Source organism: Rhodococcus sp. IEGM 1408 (genome assembly GCF_033142235.1).
Lineage (GTDB): Bacteria > Actinomycetota > Actinomycetes > Mycobacteriales > Mycobacteriaceae > Dietzia.
The window spans coordinates 132,742-148,697 of the sequence record NZ_JAWLRW010000003.1 but is presented as its reverse complement, the minus strand read 5'-3'; the positions used below and the strand labels follow the sequence as shown (position 1 = coordinate 148,697).

Annotated in this window: 17 protein-coding genes and 1 tRNA gene; 13 read left to right on the top strand and 5 right to left on the bottom strand. The window is 69.5% G+C overall.

Features of this window, described 5'->3' with window-relative positions; translation table 11 throughout:
- The first annotated feature begins 125 nt into the window (after nucleotides 1–125).
- Nucleotides 126–1,121 carry a DUF2804 domain-containing protein gene (locus R4P08_RS05965; RefSeq protein ID WP_317812864.1) on the top strand — a complete coding sequence of 332 codons (996 nt, stop codon included), beginning with the start codon at nucleotides 126–128 and terminating at the stop codon, nucleotides 1,119–1,121.
- 56 nt (nucleotides 1,122–1,177) lie between these two features.
- Here the strand turns inward: R4P08_RS05965 and R4P08_RS05960 are convergent.
- Both R4P08_RS05960 and orn read right to left on the bottom strand, forming a co-directional pair.
- Nucleotides 1,178–1,250: transfer RNA gene (locus R4P08_RS05960), tRNA-His, on the bottom strand.
- 79 nt (nucleotides 1,251–1,329) lie between these two features.
- On the bottom strand, nucleotides 1,330–1,998 hold the full coding sequence (gene orn / locus R4P08_RS05955; RefSeq protein ID WP_317812863.1) for an oligoribonuclease: 669 nt from the start codon (nucleotides 1,996–1,998) through the stop codon (nucleotides 1,330–1,332).
- Nucleotides 1,999–2,067: 69 nt separating this feature from the next.
- Between orn and R4P08_RS05950 the strand changes: the two genes are divergently transcribed.
- Nucleotides 2,068–3,708, top strand: coding sequence for a helicase HerA-like domain-containing protein (locus tag R4P08_RS05950; RefSeq protein WP_317812862.1), 1,641 nt, complete (start codon nucleotides 2,068–2,070; stop codon nucleotides 3,706–3,708).
- A gap of 66 nt (nucleotides 3,709–3,774) precedes the next feature.
- On the opposite strand, the gene cmrA is transcribed toward R4P08_RS05950, so the two are convergent.
- Together cmrA and R4P08_RS05940 are read right to left on the bottom strand one after the other, a co-directional pair.
- The gene (cmrA, locus tag R4P08_RS05945) at nucleotides 3,775–4,593 is read right to left on the bottom strand and encodes a mycolate reductase (RefSeq protein ID WP_317812861.1); all 819 of its coding nucleotides are present in this window, start codon (nucleotides 4,591–4,593) and stop codon (nucleotides 3,775–3,777) included.
- Between the two features lie 199 nt (nucleotides 4,594–4,792).
- Nucleotides 4,793–5,533 (bottom strand): hypothetical protein, encoded by a 741-nt coding sequence (locus tag R4P08_RS05940; protein ID WP_317812860.1) that lies wholly within the window; start codon nucleotides 5,531–5,533, stop codon nucleotides 4,793–4,795.
- Nucleotides 5,534–5,870: 337 nt separating this feature from the next.
- Between R4P08_RS05940 and R4P08_RS05935 the strand changes: the two genes are divergently transcribed.
- The 4 genes from R4P08_RS05935 (at nucleotide 5,871) to R4P08_RS05920 (ending at nucleotide 9,162) form a co-directional block, all read left to right on the top strand.
- Nucleotides 5,871–7,160: an MFS transporter gene (locus tag R4P08_RS05935; RefSeq protein WP_317813118.1), complete on the top strand. Its 1,290-nt coding sequence runs from the start codon at nucleotides 5,871–5,873 to the stop codon at nucleotides 7,158–7,160.
- 473 nt (nucleotides 7,161–7,633) lie between these two features.
- On the top strand, nucleotides 7,634–8,299 hold the full coding sequence (locus R4P08_RS05930) for a hypothetical protein (protein ID WP_317812859.1): 666 nt from the start codon (nucleotides 7,634–7,636) through the stop codon (nucleotides 8,297–8,299).
- Nucleotides 8,300–8,593: 294 nt separating this feature from the next.
- Nucleotides 8,594–8,788 carry a toxin HicA gene (locus R4P08_RS05925; protein ID WP_317812858.1) on the top strand — a complete coding sequence of 65 codons (195 nt, stop codon included), beginning with the start codon at nucleotides 8,594–8,596 and terminating at the stop codon, nucleotides 8,786–8,788.
- Nucleotides 8,785–9,162, top strand: a complete 378-nt coding sequence (locus tag R4P08_RS05920; RefSeq protein ID WP_317812857.1) for a transcriptional regulator — start codon at nucleotides 8,785–8,787, stop codon at nucleotides 9,160–9,162. The genes R4P08_RS05925 and R4P08_RS05920 overlap by 4 nt, the downstream gene beginning before the upstream one ends.
- Before the next feature lie 104 nt (nucleotides 9,163–9,266).
- On the opposite strand, the gene R4P08_RS05915 is transcribed toward R4P08_RS05920, so the two are convergent.
- The gene (locus R4P08_RS05915; protein WP_317812856.1) at nucleotides 9,267–9,941 is read right to left on the bottom strand and encodes an HAD family hydrolase; all 675 of its coding nucleotides are present in this window, start codon (nucleotides 9,939–9,941) and stop codon (nucleotides 9,267–9,269) included.
- Between the two features lie 167 nt (nucleotides 9,942–10,108).
- Between R4P08_RS05915 and R4P08_RS05910 the strand changes: the two genes are divergently transcribed.
- The 7 genes from R4P08_RS05910 to R4P08_RS05880 all read left to right on the top strand — a co-directional run bounded on the left by R4P08_RS05910 (nucleotide 10,109) and on the right by R4P08_RS05880 (nucleotide 15,935).
- Nucleotides 10,109–11,101, top strand: coding sequence for a TIGR03557 family F420-dependent LLM class oxidoreductase (locus R4P08_RS05910; protein WP_317812855.1), 993 nt, complete (start codon nucleotides 10,109–10,111; stop codon nucleotides 11,099–11,101).
- A 114-nt stretch (nucleotides 11,102–11,215) separates the two neighbouring features.
- Nucleotides 11,216–12,343, top strand: coding sequence for an ABC transporter substrate-binding protein (locus R4P08_RS05905; protein ID WP_317812853.1), 1,128 nt, complete (start codon nucleotides 11,216–11,218; stop codon nucleotides 12,341–12,343).
- On the top strand, nucleotides 12,324–13,418 hold the full coding sequence (locus R4P08_RS05900; protein ID WP_317812852.1) for an iron ABC transporter permease: 1,095 nt from the start codon (nucleotides 12,324–12,326) through the stop codon (nucleotides 13,416–13,418). The genes R4P08_RS05905 and R4P08_RS05900 overlap by 20 nt, the downstream gene beginning before the upstream one ends.
- Nucleotides 13,411–14,166 carry an ABC transporter ATP-binding protein gene (locus R4P08_RS05895; RefSeq protein WP_317812851.1) on the top strand — a complete coding sequence of 252 codons (756 nt, stop codon included), beginning with the start codon at nucleotides 13,411–13,413 and terminating at the stop codon, nucleotides 14,164–14,166. The genes R4P08_RS05900 and R4P08_RS05895 overlap by 8 nt, the downstream gene beginning before the upstream one ends.
- Entirely contained in the window at nucleotides 14,163–14,783 is a 621-nt protein-coding gene (locus R4P08_RS05890) for a hypothetical protein (protein WP_317812850.1), read from the top strand. Before R4P08_RS05895 ends, R4P08_RS05890 begins: the two co-directional genes overlap by 4 nt.
- The gene (locus R4P08_RS05885; RefSeq protein WP_317812849.1) at nucleotides 14,780–15,442 is read left to right on the top strand and encodes a hypothetical protein; all 663 of its coding nucleotides are present in this window, start codon (nucleotides 14,780–14,782) and stop codon (nucleotides 15,440–15,442) included. The genes R4P08_RS05890 and R4P08_RS05885 overlap by 4 nt, the downstream gene beginning before the upstream one ends.
- Nucleotides 15,420–15,935, top strand: a complete 516-nt coding sequence (locus R4P08_RS05880) for a hypothetical protein (RefSeq protein WP_317812848.1) — start codon at nucleotides 15,420–15,422, stop codon at nucleotides 15,933–15,935. Before R4P08_RS05885 ends, R4P08_RS05880 begins: the two co-directional genes overlap by 23 nt.
- The last annotated feature ends 21 nt before the right edge of the window (nucleotides 15,936–15,956 follow it).

Here is a 15,956-nt window from a genome sequence, read left to right as displayed (position 1 = left end):
GCGCTGCCGTCGGGCACGCGTGACACGCCCGGGTGGCACGCGCGGGTGGCACGCGCGGGTGGCACGCGCGGGTGGCACGCGCGGGTGGCACGCGCGAGGAGCACGCCGAGTGACACAGTGATCCCATGACCGCCGAGCGCGAGATCACCCGCCCCGTCGCCCTGGCCCACGGCCGACGGCTCAACCCGACCGCTGTGGGCTGGTCCCGCCGCCCGCTGCACCGAACGGCGATCGGCGGCTGGGGGCGCACCAAGCGTTGGGAGTACTGGGGTGTCGTCTCGGATCGGTTCGTGGTGGGCCTGACCGTGGCCGGCCTCGACTACCTGGCCAACTGCGCTGTCTACGTCCTGGATCGTCGCACCGGGGAGGAGACCACCCGGAGCGGGATCAGCCCGCTGCTGTCTCCGCGGTTCGGCGAGGAGCCTGGCGGCGGGACCGTGCACGCGTCGGCCGGCGTGGGGTCGGCGCGCGTGGGTATCGAGATCGACGACGACGACGACGAGGTCGCCACCTCGATCCGCGTGCGCGCCCGAGGACTTCAGGTGGACCTGGCGATCACGCGCCCGGACCACGACAGCCTCGGGGTGGTGGTGCCGTGGAGCGGGAGCCGCTTCCAGTACACGCTCAAGGATCTGGCCAACCCCGTCGTCGGCGCCGTGACGATCGACGGCACCACCCACGACCTCGGGGCCGGCTGGGCGGTCCTGGACCGCGGGCGCGGACGGTGGCGGTACGCGACCACCTGGAACTGGGGGGCCGGCAGCGGCATGGTGGACGGGTCGACGCGCGCACTACAGGTGGGTGGACGGTGGACCGACGGGACCGGCTCCACGGAGAACGGGATCCTCGTGGACGGCCGGATGCACAAACTGGGGGAGGACCTGCAGTGGTCCTACGACCTCGCGGATGCGGGCGCCACCTGGCGGGTGAGGGGAGAGCGCCTCGACGTCACGCTCACCCCGTTCCACCTGCGCCGGGACATCACCGAACTCGGGATCCTGGCCGTGCGCACGCATCAGGCCTTCGGCACCTGGAGCGGGACCGGGGTTCTGGACGACGGCACCACGATCAGTCTCGATGGCCTGGTCGGGTGGGCGGAGGAGTCACGCAACCGCTGGTAGGGGCTTGCGCACAACGAAGCAGGGCCCGGACCGTGAGGTCCGGGCCCTGCGCTCGGGGTGGCTGACGGGACTCGAACCCGCGACAGCCAGGATCACAACCTGGTGCTCTACCAACTGAACTACAGCCACCATCGCCATCCTCGCGGACAGCGTGGACGATGCTACCTGGTGCCCGGTCGAGTGGGGAAATCCGGGGTTCCGCCGGGCGTCAGTCGATCGGGGGAAGTGCTGCCGCGACGGCCCGGACCTCGTCGGTGGTCGGCCCCGGCTGCGGGACGAACGCGGTCGCCCGGTAGTACTGCAGCTCCCGGATCGACTCCTTGATGTCCGCCAGCGCGCGATGGGACATCCCCTTCTCGGGCTGGCCGAAGTAGATCCGCGGGTACCAGCGACGGCTGAGCTCCTTGATCGAGCTGACATCGATCATGCGATAGTGCAGGTAGGCGTTGAGGTCCGGCATGTCCCGGGCCAGGAACCCACGATCGGTGCCGATCGAATTGCCGGCCAGCGGGGCGTTGCCCGCCACCGGGACCCACGCGCGGATGTAGTCCAGGACCTGCTTCTCGGCCTCGGCGAGCGTCACCGTCGACTGCCGGATCTCCTCGGTCAGCCCGGAGGAGGCGTGCATGTCGCGGACCACCGGCACCATCGCGTCCAGGGCGGCGTCGGGGGCGTGGATGACGATGTCCACGCCCTCGCCCAGGATGTTGAGGTCGGAGTCGGTGACCAGCGCCGCGATCTCCACCAGGAGGTCGTGGGTGGTGTCGAGGCCGGTCATCTCGCAGTCGATCCAGACGATGCGGTCGTTCTTGGACTCCTGGTGGGGCGTCGGCGTGGACGTCGAAGCAGGGGTTGCAGCGGGGCTCGGGTCTGGCATCGTTCGACTATATAGCCGTCGCTGTAAGGCGACCGACGCCCAGTTGTGCCTGTCAGAGGAGCTCGCCAGATGACCAAGACCGCAGCCCGCCGGATCGCCGCCGGATACTCGACCGAGGGAGGGGCCGTCACCCTCGGCTCGGTGATGGTGGACGGGGTCGCCGATCCCGCGGCGGCGGTGGCGTTGCCGCTGTCCATGGTCAACCGGCACGGGCTCATCGCCGGCGCGACGGGGACGGGAAAGACCAAGACGCTCCAGCTGTTCATCGAACAGTTGTCGGCAAGCGGCGTCCCCGTCGTCGTCGCCGACATCAAAGGTGACCTGTCCGGCCTGGCCGCGCCCGGGGAGCCGGGCGAGGCCGTCGCCGACCGCGCTACCCGCACGGGCATCGACTGGGCGCCGGAGGCCTACCCGGTGCAGTTCGTGTCCCTGGGAACCGAGGGGATCGGCGTCCCGGTACGGGCGACGATCTCGGGTTTCGGACCGATCCTGCTGTCCAAGGTGCTGGGGCTCAACGCCACCCAGGAGTCGACCCTCGGGCTGATCTTCCACTGGGCCGACCAGCAGGGCCTGGAGCTGTTCGACCTCAAGGACCTGCGCTCGGTGATCCGCCACCTCACCAGCGACGAGGGCAAGGCGGACCTCAAGGACATCGGGGGCGTCTCCACGGCGACGGCGGGCGTGATCCTGCGCGCGCTTGTCAATCTCGAGGCCGCCGGCGGCGACACGTTCTTCGGCGACCCGGAACTCGATCCGGCCGACTTCATGCGCACCGAGGGCGGCCGCGGGGTGGTGACCGCCGTAGAGCTGGGGGACCAGTCCACCCGGCCGGCGCTCTTCTCCACCTTCCTCATGTGGATCCTGGCGGAGCTGTTCCAGACGCTTCCGGAGAAGGGGGACGTGGACAGGCCCGAGCTGGTGTTCATCTTCGACGAGGCTCACCTGCTCTTCGCCGACGCGTCCAAGGCGTTCCTCGAGCAGGTCGTGCAGACCGTCAAACTCATCCGGTCCAAGGGCGTGGGGGTCTACTTCTGCTCGCAGCAACCCTCGGACATCCCCAAGGACGTGCTCTCCCAGCTCGGCGCCCGGATCCAGCACTCCCTGCGCGTCTTCACCCCCGAGGACCAGGCGGCGCTGGCCAGGACCGTCAGGACGTACCCGAAGTCCGATGTGTACGACATCGCCTCGGCGCTGACCTCCCTCGGCACCGGCGAGGCGATCGTCACCGTGTTGTCCGAGCGCGGCGCCCCCACCCCGGTGGCCTGGACGCTCATGACCCCGCCCCGCTCGCTCATGGACACGATCGGCGCCGCGGCGATCGCCGAGCAGGCGCGCGGCTCGGCGCTCTACGGCAAGTACGGGGCCACGGTCGACCCGGTCTCGGCGTTCGAGAAGCTCGCGGAGAAGGCGCGCGCGGCCGAGCAGTCCGGGCTCGAGGCCCAGGCCGCCGCCGACGCCGCGGGACGGCAGGCCGAGCTGGCGCGGGCTGAGGCGCGAGAGCACGCGCAGCAGCAGGCGCGCGCCGGCGGCGGCGTGGGGGACGTGGCGGCAGACGGCGCCGGGGAGGGCGCGGGTCGCGGCGAGGAGTCCTTTGTCGACAGGGCGATGGCCAACCCGGCCGTGCGGTCGTTCCTGCGCTCGGCGGCGTCTGCTGCGGGGCGGGAGATCAGCCGGAACATCTTCGGGACCCGCTCCCGCCGCCGGCGGTGATTCCGCGCCCGGCGTCCGGCTCGGGGAGGGGCCGGGCGGGGCCGGGCGGGGCCTGGCGGGCCCAGGTCAGCTGTCCTGCTGGCCTTCGCCGAGCTTGGCGTAGAACTTGCCCACGATCGGCGCCATGATCCCGCGCGGGGTGTAGTTGCCCGCCACGGACATCGCCTGGCTCAGCGGCCCGGGGACGATCCGCATCTTGTTGCGCGCCAGCGCGTCCAACGACACCCGGGCGGTGTACTCGGTGTCCACCCAGAGTCGGTCGGGGACCAACCGGTCCACAAAGCTCTTGTCCTCCTCGACGATCTCCTCGGTGCGCACCGGACCGGGGGCCAGGAGGGTGACGTGCACGCCGGAGCCCTTGAGCTCCCCGCGCAACGACTCCGAGAAGGTGTTGAGGAACGCCTTGGAGGCGGCGTAGGTGGCGTTGTTGGGGATCGGCATGTTCCCGGCGGCCGAGCCCACGTTGAGGATGGCGCCCGAGCGACGCGAGACCATCCCGGGCAGTACCGCGAGGATCAGGTCGTGGCAGGCCACAGAGTTGAGCTGGACCTGCGCCTTCTCGTAGTCGGGATCCAGCGAGGCGACCGGCCCGAACGTCGCGATGCCGGCGTTGTTGCACAGGACCGAGATCTCCCGCCCGGCCAGCTCGTCCAGTAGCGGCTGCCGCTTGGCGGGATCGGCCAGGTCGCAGGCCCTGACCTCGACCGTCACCCCGAACTCGCGCTCCAGCCGACCCCGGAGCTCGTCGAGTACCTCCCCGCGCCGCGCCACCACGATCAGCGAGTGTCCGCGGCGGGCCAGCTCGGTGGCCAGCGCCATGCCGATACCGGAGGAGGCGCCGGTGACGACGGCTCGGTTGGACGCGGTGGGCAGGGGAAGCGGCATTGTGCGTCCTCGGTTGTGGGGGTCTGGACCGAGGGTGAGCGTACCGGTGGGGCGCGCCGGAGGGTCGCGCGCCGGCGCGTGAGCCGGTGAGCAAAGCGGGGGTATCGCCTCCGGGGAAGGTGGTGACGACGACGAGGGCGACCCCCGGCGAACGGTTGCCGTCGCCGGGGGTCGCGGTTCGCGCGTCAGTTGCTGTGCGTCAGCTCCCGAGAGAGCCCGTGCTCAGCGAGCTTCCGCTGCCGTTGTCCTGCTCGACGTTCTCCTCGTACCCCGCGAACGCGTACCACTGGTCGTCAACGTCCATGAAGTACTCGCCGGGGTAATCCTCGTATTCGAACGTCCTCGCCTGCCGGCAGGTGAACAGCGCCGCGGCATCGAAGTCGGTCCGGTCACCGGTCGGAACGGTGAGGGTGGCGGACCAGGGAATCTCCTCGCCGGGTTCGACAGTGAAGCCGACGTCGACGGTCCCGTAGTGGCCCGCCAGTCGAGCTCGGTCCTGGTCCTGTTGGATGCCGGCGAGCTCGTCGGCCGGGGTGCCGTCGGTTCCAGCTGAGCCCAGGCTGCCGACGCTGCCTGATTCCGCAGCCGTGAACTGGTTATCCCAGTTCCCCGGCACCAGATTCCCCGACATGAAGGCGAGCGACTGGGAGACGATCGCGGCATCGGTCACTGTCGCCGTGCTGCCACCACTCAGGTCTGAGCAATACAGCAACACGTTGCTCTCGTTCGTGAAGGTCCCGGTCACCTCGGCAGCATCGGCGCCCGCCGCATTGACCACCACGGTGGCGAGGCCCTTGCCTAGGGCTACCTGGATAAGCCCATCGTTGGTCCCCGGAAGTGCCATGGGGCTCATGTCGGCGGCGGCCAGGCCGCCACCGGCCACCAGTCCGGCCGCACTCAGCAGTGCGACGACTGCGTGTCGTGTGGGTCGTGATCTCATGAAGTTGTCCTTAGTGTGGTGTCGGGGGTTGCATCGCTGGCGCGCCGTCCTCGGACGGCCAGCGTGACAGGTGCGCCGAGCGCGCCGGTAGGCCTCATGAACCTAGTTTTACTATCTACCGACCGTTCGTGGCTTTCAGGTAAGTCTCAGTTTTTTATTAGTTTATGTCTCGGCGGACGCCGCGGCCGGGGCGGCGCGGTCGGCCGATACTGTGACGAGTGTGAACCCCTCGAACGGCTCCGGGCCCTCGTCACCGGCTGGCTCGTCAGCGTCCGTCGCCTCGTCGTCGTCGCCAGAACCCCGTCCCGCCACCCGCGGTCAGGTGGCCTCCTGGGCGATGTGGGACTGGGGGTCGGCGGCGTTCAACGCCGTGATCGTCACCTTTGTCTTCTCCGTCTACCTGACAGACTCCGTCGGCGCGGAGCTGGAAGGTCCGCTGTCGCCCGCCACCTGGCTGTCGATCTCGATCGCCGTGGCGGGGCTGGTCATCGCGCTCACCGCGCCGGTGATGGGCCAACGCGCGGACCGCCGCGGCCGCCGTCGGCGCTCGCTGGCCATCTGGACCTACCTGACCGTGGCGCTGACCGCCCTGATGTTCTTCGTGGACTCCGGTTCGCCCTACCCGTGGTTCTTCATCGGACTGCTGCTGCTCGCGGTCGGATCGATCACCTTCGAGTTCGCCGAGGTCTCCTACTTCGCGATGCTGCGGCAGGTCTCCACCCCGGCCACGGTGGGGCGGGTCTCCGGCTTCGGCTGGGCGATGGGCTACTTCGGCGGGATCTTCCTGCTATTGGCGGCGTTCCTCGGCTTCATCTCCGGGGACGGCGCCGAGCGGGGCCTGCTGGGGATCACCACCGACGGCGGCCTGAACGTCCGGGTGGTGTGCCTGGTCGCCGCGGTGTGGTTTGCCGTCTTCGCCGTGCCGGTGCTGCGGTCGGTGCCCGAACACCGAGCCCCGGTAACTGACGGCGACGACGACGAGGCGGGCTTCCTCGAGTCCTATGCGATCCTCTGGCGCGACCTCGAGGCCCTCTGGCGACGCGACCCGCGGACGGTCAGGTTCCTGGTGGCCAGCGCGATCTTCCGCGACGGGCTCGCGGGGGTGTTCACCTTCGGCGCGATCCTCGCGGTCACGGTCTACGGGCTCGCGCCAGGGGATGTGCTGATCTTCGGGGTGGCCGCCAACGTGGTGGCCGCGCTGGGCGCGGTGGTGGCCGGGTTCGCCGACGACAGGGTGGGCCCCAAGGCGGTGATCGGGGTGTCCCTCGCGCTGATGATCGCGACCATGACCGTGCTGCTGTTCGTGGACGGGACCGCCATGTTCTGGATCTTCGGCCTGCTCATGTGCCTGTTCGTGGGGCCCGCGCAGTCGGCGTCGAGGTCCTTCCTGGCCCGGCTGGCGCCGGCGGACAGCGACGGCCAGATGTTCGGCCTCTACGCCACCACCGGCCGGGCGGTGTCATTCCTCGCCCCGGCACTGTTCGGGCTGTTCACCTGGGGCTTCGGCACGGACCGGGCAGGCATCGCCGGGATCGCCCTGGTGCTGCTCGTCGGCCTGCTGCTGCTGTTGCCGGTGCGCACCCCGACCCGCGCCGAGGCCTCCGCCACCTGGGCCGCCACCGACTGAGTCGATCGACGAGGCAGCCTAGGCCGGGGTAGGGCAGAGAAGCAGGCCGGGATAGGGCAGAGAAGCAGCGCATCCGGGCTGGTCGTGCTGGCGGAATGCTCGTTGCCGGGCCGCGCCGAGCAGACGCCCAGCGCGAGTGGCGCTACTTGCGCTGCCGCTGTGGCTTGCGATGGGGGAAGGTTCGCAATCGGCGGGGTCGCGCTGGCGCTATGGACCCAAGAGGCAGCGCGGGTCAAAGGCGCAGCACATCCGGGCGGGGTTGTGATGGCGGAATGCTCGGCGGGCATGGGTGCGGGAGCTTCCGCACCGTCAGCCTGCACGGACTCTCCTGCCGCGGCACCTTCCTCATCTGCAGGCGACACACCCCGCCCGGCAGCTGAAAGGAAGCGCTCAACTGTTGGGGCTGGTACGCGTCCAGCAGTCCGCCACGGCCAACGGCCAATGGTCGCCCCGCCCACCGCTACCCTGCCCCCATGGTCGACGACCCTGATTGCAGCGAACAGTCGGCACTGCCACGGAGTGCGACTCGTCGCTCACGAGGTCAGATCGCCGCGACGACGCTGCTCATCGCCGCGAGTGCCGTCTCCCTCCTAGTCGCTGTCCTGTGGGTTCTTCTCGACGCCGATACCTGGATCGTCAGCGACACCAACGTCGACGGATTCACAAAGATGCTCGGCGTCGTCTTGGGAAGCCAGGCTCTGGCCGTGGCCGGCCTTATGTGGCTCATCCCGACTCTCTTTGCCATTCGAGTGAGACGGCTACGCACTCGATGGATAGCCGTACCGCCAGCCATCGTCATCCTCGGAGCAATCGCGATCGCGGTAATTCCCGCCCACGATTTCTACTCCTCCCAAGAGCAGCTAGAGCAACTCGCCGACACCACCGGCAGCCATTCACCAGGGTGGGTGGAGCACTATGGCATCACCCATCCTGTCCGCGCCGGGAAGTTGGACATCCGACACCTCACCCACCGCGACGACGGGGTCGTCCTCGTAGGGGACGCCGACATGGCAGTCACGTCCGGTGACAGCGGATGGGCGCGCAGCACAGAGGGACCACCCACCTTCCAACCGGGAACGCCCGGCCTCGAAGTAGAACACCTCGATGGGCACTGGTACCGGTACAGATACTCGGACTAAACCAATCCCACCGATTGTCGCCTCAGTACCTCGGGGTTTCGAGCAACCTTCGTTTATCTGTCGGTTGCAGGCCTGAGTGCGGGTACGGCGGTTACGGAAGCCGGTCGAGAATCTCGAGAACGACGGTGGCCTCGTCGCCATCTTCTCGGTGCAGGTGGTCAGAGTGTCAGACCCTCGTTCTAGCGTTCCTCCAAGTGGGGAGTCACGGGCGTGTGGCCGGTAACGGGTAGTTGCTTCAGGCCTGGTAGTCGAGGGGTACTGACTTGAATAAGTCAAGGGGGGTGGAATACGCTCGTGACCAAGCGAAATGAGCTGCTCAAGGCAATCCGTCGCCACGCTCGAGAGCAGAGTGCGGAAGTGCGAATCGTGGAGGGTGGGAACCACACCAGAGTCTGGGTCGGGGAGCGCTACGCCACGATCCCTCGGCACCGCGAGATCGACGACAAGGTGGCGCGAGCCATTCTCAAACAGATCGGGGTTGAGCGTTGAACACCTACACGGCGAGAGCGGAGCGCGGCGACGGCTGGTGGGCGGTCTCAGTTGATGAGGAACCAGGCATCATCACCCAAGTTCGCAGGCTCGACCAGATCCCGGAAATGGTGCGCGACGCGCTGCAGCTGTTCCCGGAACTGTGCGAAGACCCTGGGCACGCTGAAGTCACCGTGGTGGTCGCAGACGAGCACGCATCACGTGCAGCCCGTGCGCGCGAGCTCGCAGACACGGCACGTGCCGCGCAAGAGGAGGCAAGTGAGGCGATGCGGGAAGTCGCGCGGTCGTTCGCCACGGAAGGACTGCCGTATCGCGACATCGGCACCCTGCTCGGTGTGAGCTACCAGCGGGCTCAGCAACTCGCCACCGCCTGAATCCGAACCGCCTGAATCCGAACGGCCTGAATCCGGCTGGCCTGAATCCGGCCGATCTCACTGGGGCAGCTGATCGTGGCAGGTGGGCGAGAACTGCGGCGGCGTCAGCTGATCGTGCCCAGGTAGGCGAGGACTGCGGCGGCGTCGTCGACGATGTCGGAGAAGCCCGCCTCGCGGAGTTCGTCGTCGCCGATCCCGCCCGTGCGCACGGCCACCGAGCGGATGCCGAGCTTGGTGGCGGCGATCGCATCCCACGTCGCATCGCCCACCATGACCGCGTCCTCCGCCTTCACGCCCGAACGCTCCAGGGCGATCGCCACGATGGTGGGATCGGGCTTCGCGGTGTCGACGTCCTCGCCCGTCGTCACAGCGTCCACGAACTCGTCGATATCCAGCAACTCGCGAGCCGCGGCGAACTCCGATGGCGGGGCCGACGTGGCGAGCACCGTGATCCACCCCTGCTCCTTGGCACCGCGCACCAGCTCGCGGGCCCCGGGGAGGACGCGCAGGGATCCGGCGGCGTCGGCGTAATACTCCGAGTGCAGGTCCTCGGCTCGGCTCGCCACGCGATCGCGCTCCTCGTCGTCGTCGATCCCCGCGACCTTCACCAACTCGCTGACCAGTGTGGATCCGTCTTTGCCGATCCGCCGGTGAATCTCGACGTGGGGGACCGGCGCGCCCGCCTCGGCCAGGGCGCGGTGCCAGGTGGAGACGTGGACATAGGTGGAGTCGACCAGGGTGCCGTCGACGTCGAGGAGCAGGGCGCGCGCAGAAGTCATGCGTTCGACCGTGCCCGGCGCCCGCGCGGACGGCAACCGCTCGGGGTGTGGTCAGGCGCACAGCGTCTGGTCTGGCTGACCGTCGCCCACCGGTGGCGCCGCCGCCGGATCTGGGCCGGCGCGGTAACCGGTGGCGTCGCCGCGCTCTCGGGCGCACCCTCGAATTCATGACGCGCTTCGGATACACCCTCATGACCGAACAGTCCGGACCCAAGGAACTCGTGCGCTACGCGGCCAAGGCCGAGCAGGCGGGATTCGACTTCGAGGTGGCCTCGGACCACTACTTCCCGTGGCTGTCCTCGCAGGGACACGCCCCGTACGTGTGGAGCGTGCTGGGGGCGGTCGCGCACGTCACCGAACGGGTGGACCTGTGCACCTACGTGACCTGCCCGATCCTGCGGTACCACCCGGCGGTCGTCGCGCAGAAGGCCGCGACGATCCAGCTCATGTCGGACGGGCGGTTCATGCTGGGCATCGGCGCGGGAGAGAACCTCAACGAGCACGTGGTGGGGCAGCGGTGGCCCTCGATCGACGAGCGGCACGAGATGACGGTGGAGGCGCTGGAGATCATCCGGGAGCTGTTCGACGGCGGGCTGGTGACGTACTCCGGCGAGCACTTCCGGGTGGACTCGGCCCGCCTGTGGGACCTGCCCGACAAGCGCGTGCCGATCGGGGTGGCCGCCGGCGGCGAGAAGGCCCTCGCGCGTCTCGGGCCGCTGGGCGATCACCTGATCGCCACCGAGCCCGAGGCCAGCTACATCGAGAAGTGGAACGCCCTGGAGGGGCAGACCCGGATCGGTGACGGCGCCCGCGCGATCGCGCAGATCCCCATCAGCTGGGACCCCGACTCCGAGAAGGCCGCCGTCGAGCGGGCGCACGACCAGTTCCGCTGGTTCGCCGGCGGCTGGGCGATGAACTCCGATCTGCCCACCACCGCGGGGTTCGCCGCCGCCACCCAGTTCGTCCGACCCGAGGACGTGGCCGAGCAGCTGGCGTGCGGGCCGGATCTCGACGCGATAGTCGAGAAGGTGCGGCCCTACTGGGAGGCGGGGTACACGGACATCGCGCTCATCCAGATCGGCGACTCGACGCTGGACCGGTTCCTCGAGGAGGCCGCCGAGCCGCTGTTGGCGCGGCTGCGGGAGGCATCACCTGCGTGAATGCACGCAGTAGACATTCACCTGGCGGCCCGTAGTTAGGATTGCCTATGCTAACGTTCCTCTCCGATCGCGCCCAGGTCATCGGGACCCGGCGCGTACCGGGACGGAGAACGTATGTCTACGCAGACCACACCACGCCGGCGGGCCGCCAGGTCCTTGCTCGCAACCGGGCTCGTCACCGCCCTGGCGCTCACCGGGTGCTCGTCCCGGGATGAGGCGCAGGCGGAGGGCGCCGCAGCCGGAGAATCGCTGACCATCACCGACCAGCGCGGTGAGACGATCGCGCTCGACGGGCCCGCCCAGAAGGTCGCCTTTGCGGTCATGCCGGCGCCCTCGATCTTCGCCGCGGTCGACCGGAGCTACGACCGGATCGTCGGCATCAACTCCTCGACGCTCAAGGCCAACCAGGGCGGCATGTTCGCCACGATGTTCCCGGCGTCGGCCTCCTCGGCCACCATCGCCGGCAACGACTTCATGCCCAACATCGAGACCCTCCTCGAGTTGGACCCGGATGTCGTGGTGCAGTGGGGCGACAACGGGCCCGGGGTGATCGACCCCATCGAGAGCGCGGGCTTCCCCGTGGTGGGCCTCGAATACGGCACCCAGGAGGATCTCGAGACCTGGATCACCCTGTTCGCCCAGATCGCGGGCAAGCCCGAACGCGGCGAACACCTGGTCTCCTGGCAGCAGGCCCAGATCGAGGAGATGCGCGGAAAGGTGGCGGAGAAGCCCGCTGAACGACCCCGCGCCATGATGCTCTCGCGCACCGGTGATGCCTACAACACCACCACGGGCGCCGGCTACGACGGCTTCCAGTTCGACCTCGTCGGCGCGGATCTGGTCACCCAGGACTTCGTCTCCGACTCCGGTCAGGTCAACCCCGAGCAGATCCTGGACTGGGACCCCGAGGTGATCTTCCTCAGCGGCTTCGACGAGATGACGCCGGAGGACGTCTACGCCGACCCGCGGCTGGCCTCGGTCAAGGCGGTCGCGGACAAGCGGGTCTACAAGACCCCGCTCGGCGGCTACCGCTGGCAGGTGCCCAGCGCCGAGTCGCCGCTGATGTGGGCGTGGATGCACCACGTGCTCTACCCCGGTCAGGACACGGCCGAGTTCCGCGCGGACGTCAAGGCCGGCTTCGACGATCTCTTCGCCTACCAGATCTCCGACGACGAGATCGACAAGGTGCTGCGCACCGACCTGAACAAGGACTCGGCCGGCTATGGCCAGTTCGCTCGCTGACCCGATCGCCCCGGGCGCGGAAGCGACCGAGCACCCGGGCATCGACCTCCCGCGTCGCCGGCGCCCACTGCTCGCCCTGGGTGCCTTCGCACTGCTGCTCCTCGTGGTGGGGGTCGTGGCGATCGCGGTGGGCCGCTACACCGTGCCGCCCAACGAGGTCGTGCGCATCCTGCTCGGTCAGGTCCTCCCGCTCAAGGAGACCTGGTTCCCGCAGGAATACACGGTCGTCATGGACGTCCGACTTCCGCGGGTCCTGCTCGCGATCATCGTGGGAGCCGGGCTGGCCCTGACCGGCGCGGTGACGCAGGCGGTGTTCCGTAACCCCCTCGCCAGCGCCGACATCCTGGGCGTGTCGTCCGGCGCGTCGTTCGGTGGCGTGCTGGTGCTGCTCACCGGGCTCGGCGGCGCCGCGCTCGTGGGAGGGGCGTTCCTCGGCGGCGTGCTCGCGCTGGTGATCGTGCTCGCGATCGCCCGCGCCGTCCCCGGGGGGTCGCTGCTCATGATCATCCTGGGCGGCACCGTGGTGGGGGCGATGTTCAACGCCATGGTTTCCTTCGTCACCTACACCGCGGACCCGTACAGCGAGCTGCCCTCGATCGTCTTCTGGCTCATGGGGTCCCTGGCCTCGGCCAGCTACGCCAAGGTGTTCACCGCCCTCGTGCCGATCGGCCTGGCCGGCGCCGTCATGCTCGCGCTGCGCTGGCGACTCAACATCCTGTCCATGGGTGACGAGGACGCGGCTTCCCTCGGGATCGACCCCCGCCGGATGCGGCTGGTTCTGCTCACCTGCGTCGCGCTCGTCACGGCGGGCACCGTCTCGGTGGCCGGGGTCATCGGCTGGGTCGGGCTCGTGGTGCCGCACCTGGTGCGCATGATCGTCGGCACCGACAATCGCGTGGTGCTGCCGGCGAGCTGTCTGGTCGGCGCGGGCTACCTGGTGCTCATCGACACCCTGTCCCGGACCGTGAGCAGCGCCGAGCTGCCCATCGGGATCCTCACCGCGGTCATCGGCGCCCCGTTCTTCGTGGGACTACTGCTGCGCAACCGCTCGGCCATCTGGGGGGCTCATGCTTGAGGCGGACCGGATCTCCTTCCGCTACGGTCGCTCGCGTCCGTGGATCTTCCGCGACGTCTCGATCGGCGTCGCCGCCGGGGAGGTCCTGGCGGTCCTGGGGCCCAACGCCCGCGGCAAGACCACCCTGCTCAAGTGTCTGGCCGGGCTGCACCAGCCCGACTCCGGCACGGTGACCGTCGAGGGCGGGGTCGGGTACGTCCCGCAGTCCCATCAGTCGGTGTTCTCGTTCGAGGTCCTCGACGTGGTGCTCATGGGGCGGGCGCGCAAGGTCAAGATCTACTCGAGCCCCACCTCGGCGGATCACGACGCGGCGATGACCGCCCTCGAGCGGGTCGGCATCACCCACCTCGCACGGCGTGACTTCGGCGCGCTGAGCGGGGGCGAGCGCCAGATGGTGCTGATCGCCCGAGCACTGGTGTCCGGCTGCGGCACGCTCGTGCTCGACGAGCCCGCCTCCGCGCTCGACCTGCGCAACCAGGCCAGGATCCTGTGCGTGCTCCGCTCGCTGGCCGACGACGGCATGGCGGTGGTCATGACGACCCACCACCCGGACCACGCCCTGCACATCGCCGAGCGGTCCATGCTCATGGTGAGCGGCGAGGACCGCCGCATCGGGCTGACCCGCGACCTGCTCAGCGGCGACCTGCTCACCGCCATGTACGGGATCGAGATCGTCACCGCCGACGTGGCCACCTCGAGCGCGGTGCGCCGGCTCACGGTCCCCGACTTCGGACGAGGAGTCGCATGAGTGTCCTGCGAGCGGTGATGGCAGCCCGTCCGCCCGGCGGCGTGGACGCGGGCGGCCTTGTGGAAATCGACGTGTACGACCTGTTCGAGGCGTGTACCCCCGAGGTGACCGGCGTCTACCTCACCGGCGATGTGGACCAGGAGTTCCTCGCCGTTCACCGGGACGAGTTCGACGCCCTGGTCCGGGGTGGCCTGCGCGTGGTCGTGAACGGCCATGTTCAGCGACCCTTCCTCAGCGGTCTGTCCCGTTGGCGCCGGTCCGACTACCGGGGCCCGGCGGACCTCGCGCTGACCCGCGTGACCGACCATCCCGTGTGGCGGGGCGTCGACCCGGCCGCGCTGCTCTACAACACCCGGCCCGGCCGACACACCCCCGAGGAGCGCGAGCGCATCGGCGTGGCGGGCTTCTACGGCCGGGGGTACTACCTCGACCTTCCCGAGGGCGCCAGGGTCGTCCACACCCTGGGCCGGATCGCCGGGCCGATCGACCTGGTGTACCCGATGGGGGAGGGCGAAGTGCTCCTCCACGCCGGCAACGACCTGCTGCAGTTCGCCTCCGACGACCGCGGGACCGCCGCGCTCCGGAGCAATCTCCTCGACTGGTTGGAGCGCCGATGACCCCGGAGTCCACGCGGCGTCCGCCGCGCATCGCCATGCTGCACTGCGGCAGCCACGCCCAACTCGCCACGCTGGCCGATCCGGCCCTCGAGCCCCACGTGATCAGGCCGGTGCACGCCCGCACGGGTTCGGCCACGGACCTCGCCGACGTCGACGTGGTGGTGGTGGCCGATCGGATCCGCCCGGACCTGCTGACGCCGTGGGCCGACGCGCTCATCGCCCACGCCGAGGCCGGCGGGACACTCGTCGTGCTGGGGGAGAACGACGTGGGCACCTGGCTGCCCGGTGCCCGTGAGCAGATCAGGCCGACGATCTTCTGGTGGTGGCGCACCGGGGAGGACTCCCGGATCCGGCGCTGCGACACCGAGCATCCAGCGGCCGGGTGGTTCACGGACAGAGCGCTGACCTGGCACTACCACGGGGTTCTGGACCCGCCCGAGGGGGCGGTGAGCCTGGTGGAGCTCCACACCCCGGAAGGGGATGTAGACGGCTCCCTGCTCTACGTCGACGAGGTCTCGACCCCCGGGCGTCTGCTCGTCACCACCATGGACCCCGTCTACCACCACGGTTCCGGGTTCATGCCCGGCGCCACCCAACTTCTCTACTCGGTCCTGAGATGGGCCGCGGAAGGACACCATGACCGGCACACTGCGCGTTGACGAGGCGGGCACCACCCTCGAGTTCACCATCGAGGACGCGAACCGCTACCACGGCCCGGGATTCCCGGGCGGGGTGGCGCACGGCTTCTGCGTGCTCCAGCACGCCGTGGCACTGCTCGGCCGCGACGGGGCCGAGCCCGTCGAGCGGCGCGAGGTCTCCGTCCGGACCTCGTTCGGCGGGCCCGGCGGCCGAGACGCTCACGAACTGGTCCTGCGGGCGGTCACCGACGGCCGGTACGTCGTGGACCCGGAACTCGCCGAGCCCGAGCGGGGCAACGTGCTCGCGCGTTACGTGTGGGAGTACACCTATCGCGGCCGGACGGTGCGGCTGCACCTACGGGACGAGGGGCTGGTGACGGATGAGTTCATCGCCATGGGCGCCAGGACCGACCGCACCCCGGAGGAGGACGCCCACCTCGAGGTGCTCAAGTCCGAGATGGCCCAGCGGTTGCTCGCCCGGCCGGTCGGGCGGGTCTACGAGGAGATCGCGTAGCCGCGTCCACTCTCGGTCCGC

Coding starts and splice junctions, on each gene's coding strand:
- R4P08_RS05965 (WP_317812864.1), top strand. CDS start 126: ATGACCGCCGAGCGCGAGATCACCCGCCCCGTCGCCCTGGCCCACGGC.
- orn (WP_317812863.1), bottom strand. CDS start 1,998: ATGCCAGACCCGAGCCCCGCTGCAACCCCTGCTTCGACGTCCACGCCG.
- R4P08_RS05950 (WP_317812862.1), top strand. CDS start 2,068: ATGACCAAGACCGCAGCCCGCCGGATCGCCGCCGGATACTCGACCGAG.
- cmrA (WP_317812861.1), bottom strand. CDS start 4,593: ATGCCGCTTCCCCTGCCCACCGCGTCCAACCGAGCCGTCGTCACCGGC.
- R4P08_RS05940 (WP_317812860.1), bottom strand. CDS start 5,533: ATGAGATCACGACCCACACGACACGCAGTCGTCGCACTGCTGAGTGCG.
- R4P08_RS05935 (WP_317813118.1), top strand. CDS start 5,871: ATGTGGGACTGGGGGTCGGCGGCGTTCAACGCCGTGATCGTCACCTTT.
- R4P08_RS05930 (WP_317812859.1), top strand. CDS start 7,634: ATGGTCGACGACCCTGATTGCAGCGAACAGTCGGCACTGCCACGGAGT.
- R4P08_RS05915 (WP_317812856.1), bottom strand. CDS start 9,941: ATGACTTCTGCGCGCGCCCTGCTCCTCGACGTCGACGGCACCCTGGTC.
- R4P08_RS05910 (WP_317812855.1), top strand. CDS start 10,109: ATGACGCGCTTCGGATACACCCTCATGACCGAACAGTCCGGACCCAAG.
- R4P08_RS05905 (WP_317812853.1), top strand. CDS start 11,216: ATGTCTACGCAGACCACACCACGCCGGCGGGCCGCCAGGTCCTTGCTC.
- R4P08_RS05900 (WP_317812852.1), top strand. CDS start 12,324: ATGGCCAGTTCGCTCGCTGACCCGATCGCCCCGGGCGCGGAAGCGACC.
- R4P08_RS05895 (WP_317812851.1), top strand. CDS start 13,411: ATGCTTGAGGCGGACCGGATCTCCTTCCGCTACGGTCGCTCGCGTCCG.
- R4P08_RS05890 (WP_317812850.1), top strand. CDS start 14,163: ATGAGTGTCCTGCGAGCGGTGATGGCAGCCCGTCCGCCCGGCGGCGTG.
- R4P08_RS05885 (WP_317812849.1), top strand. CDS start 14,780: ATGACCCCGGAGTCCACGCGGCGTCCGCCGCGCATCGCCATGCTGCAC.
- R4P08_RS05880 (WP_317812848.1), top strand. CDS start 15,420: ATGACCGGCACACTGCGCGTTGACGAGGCGGGCACCACCCTCGAGTTC.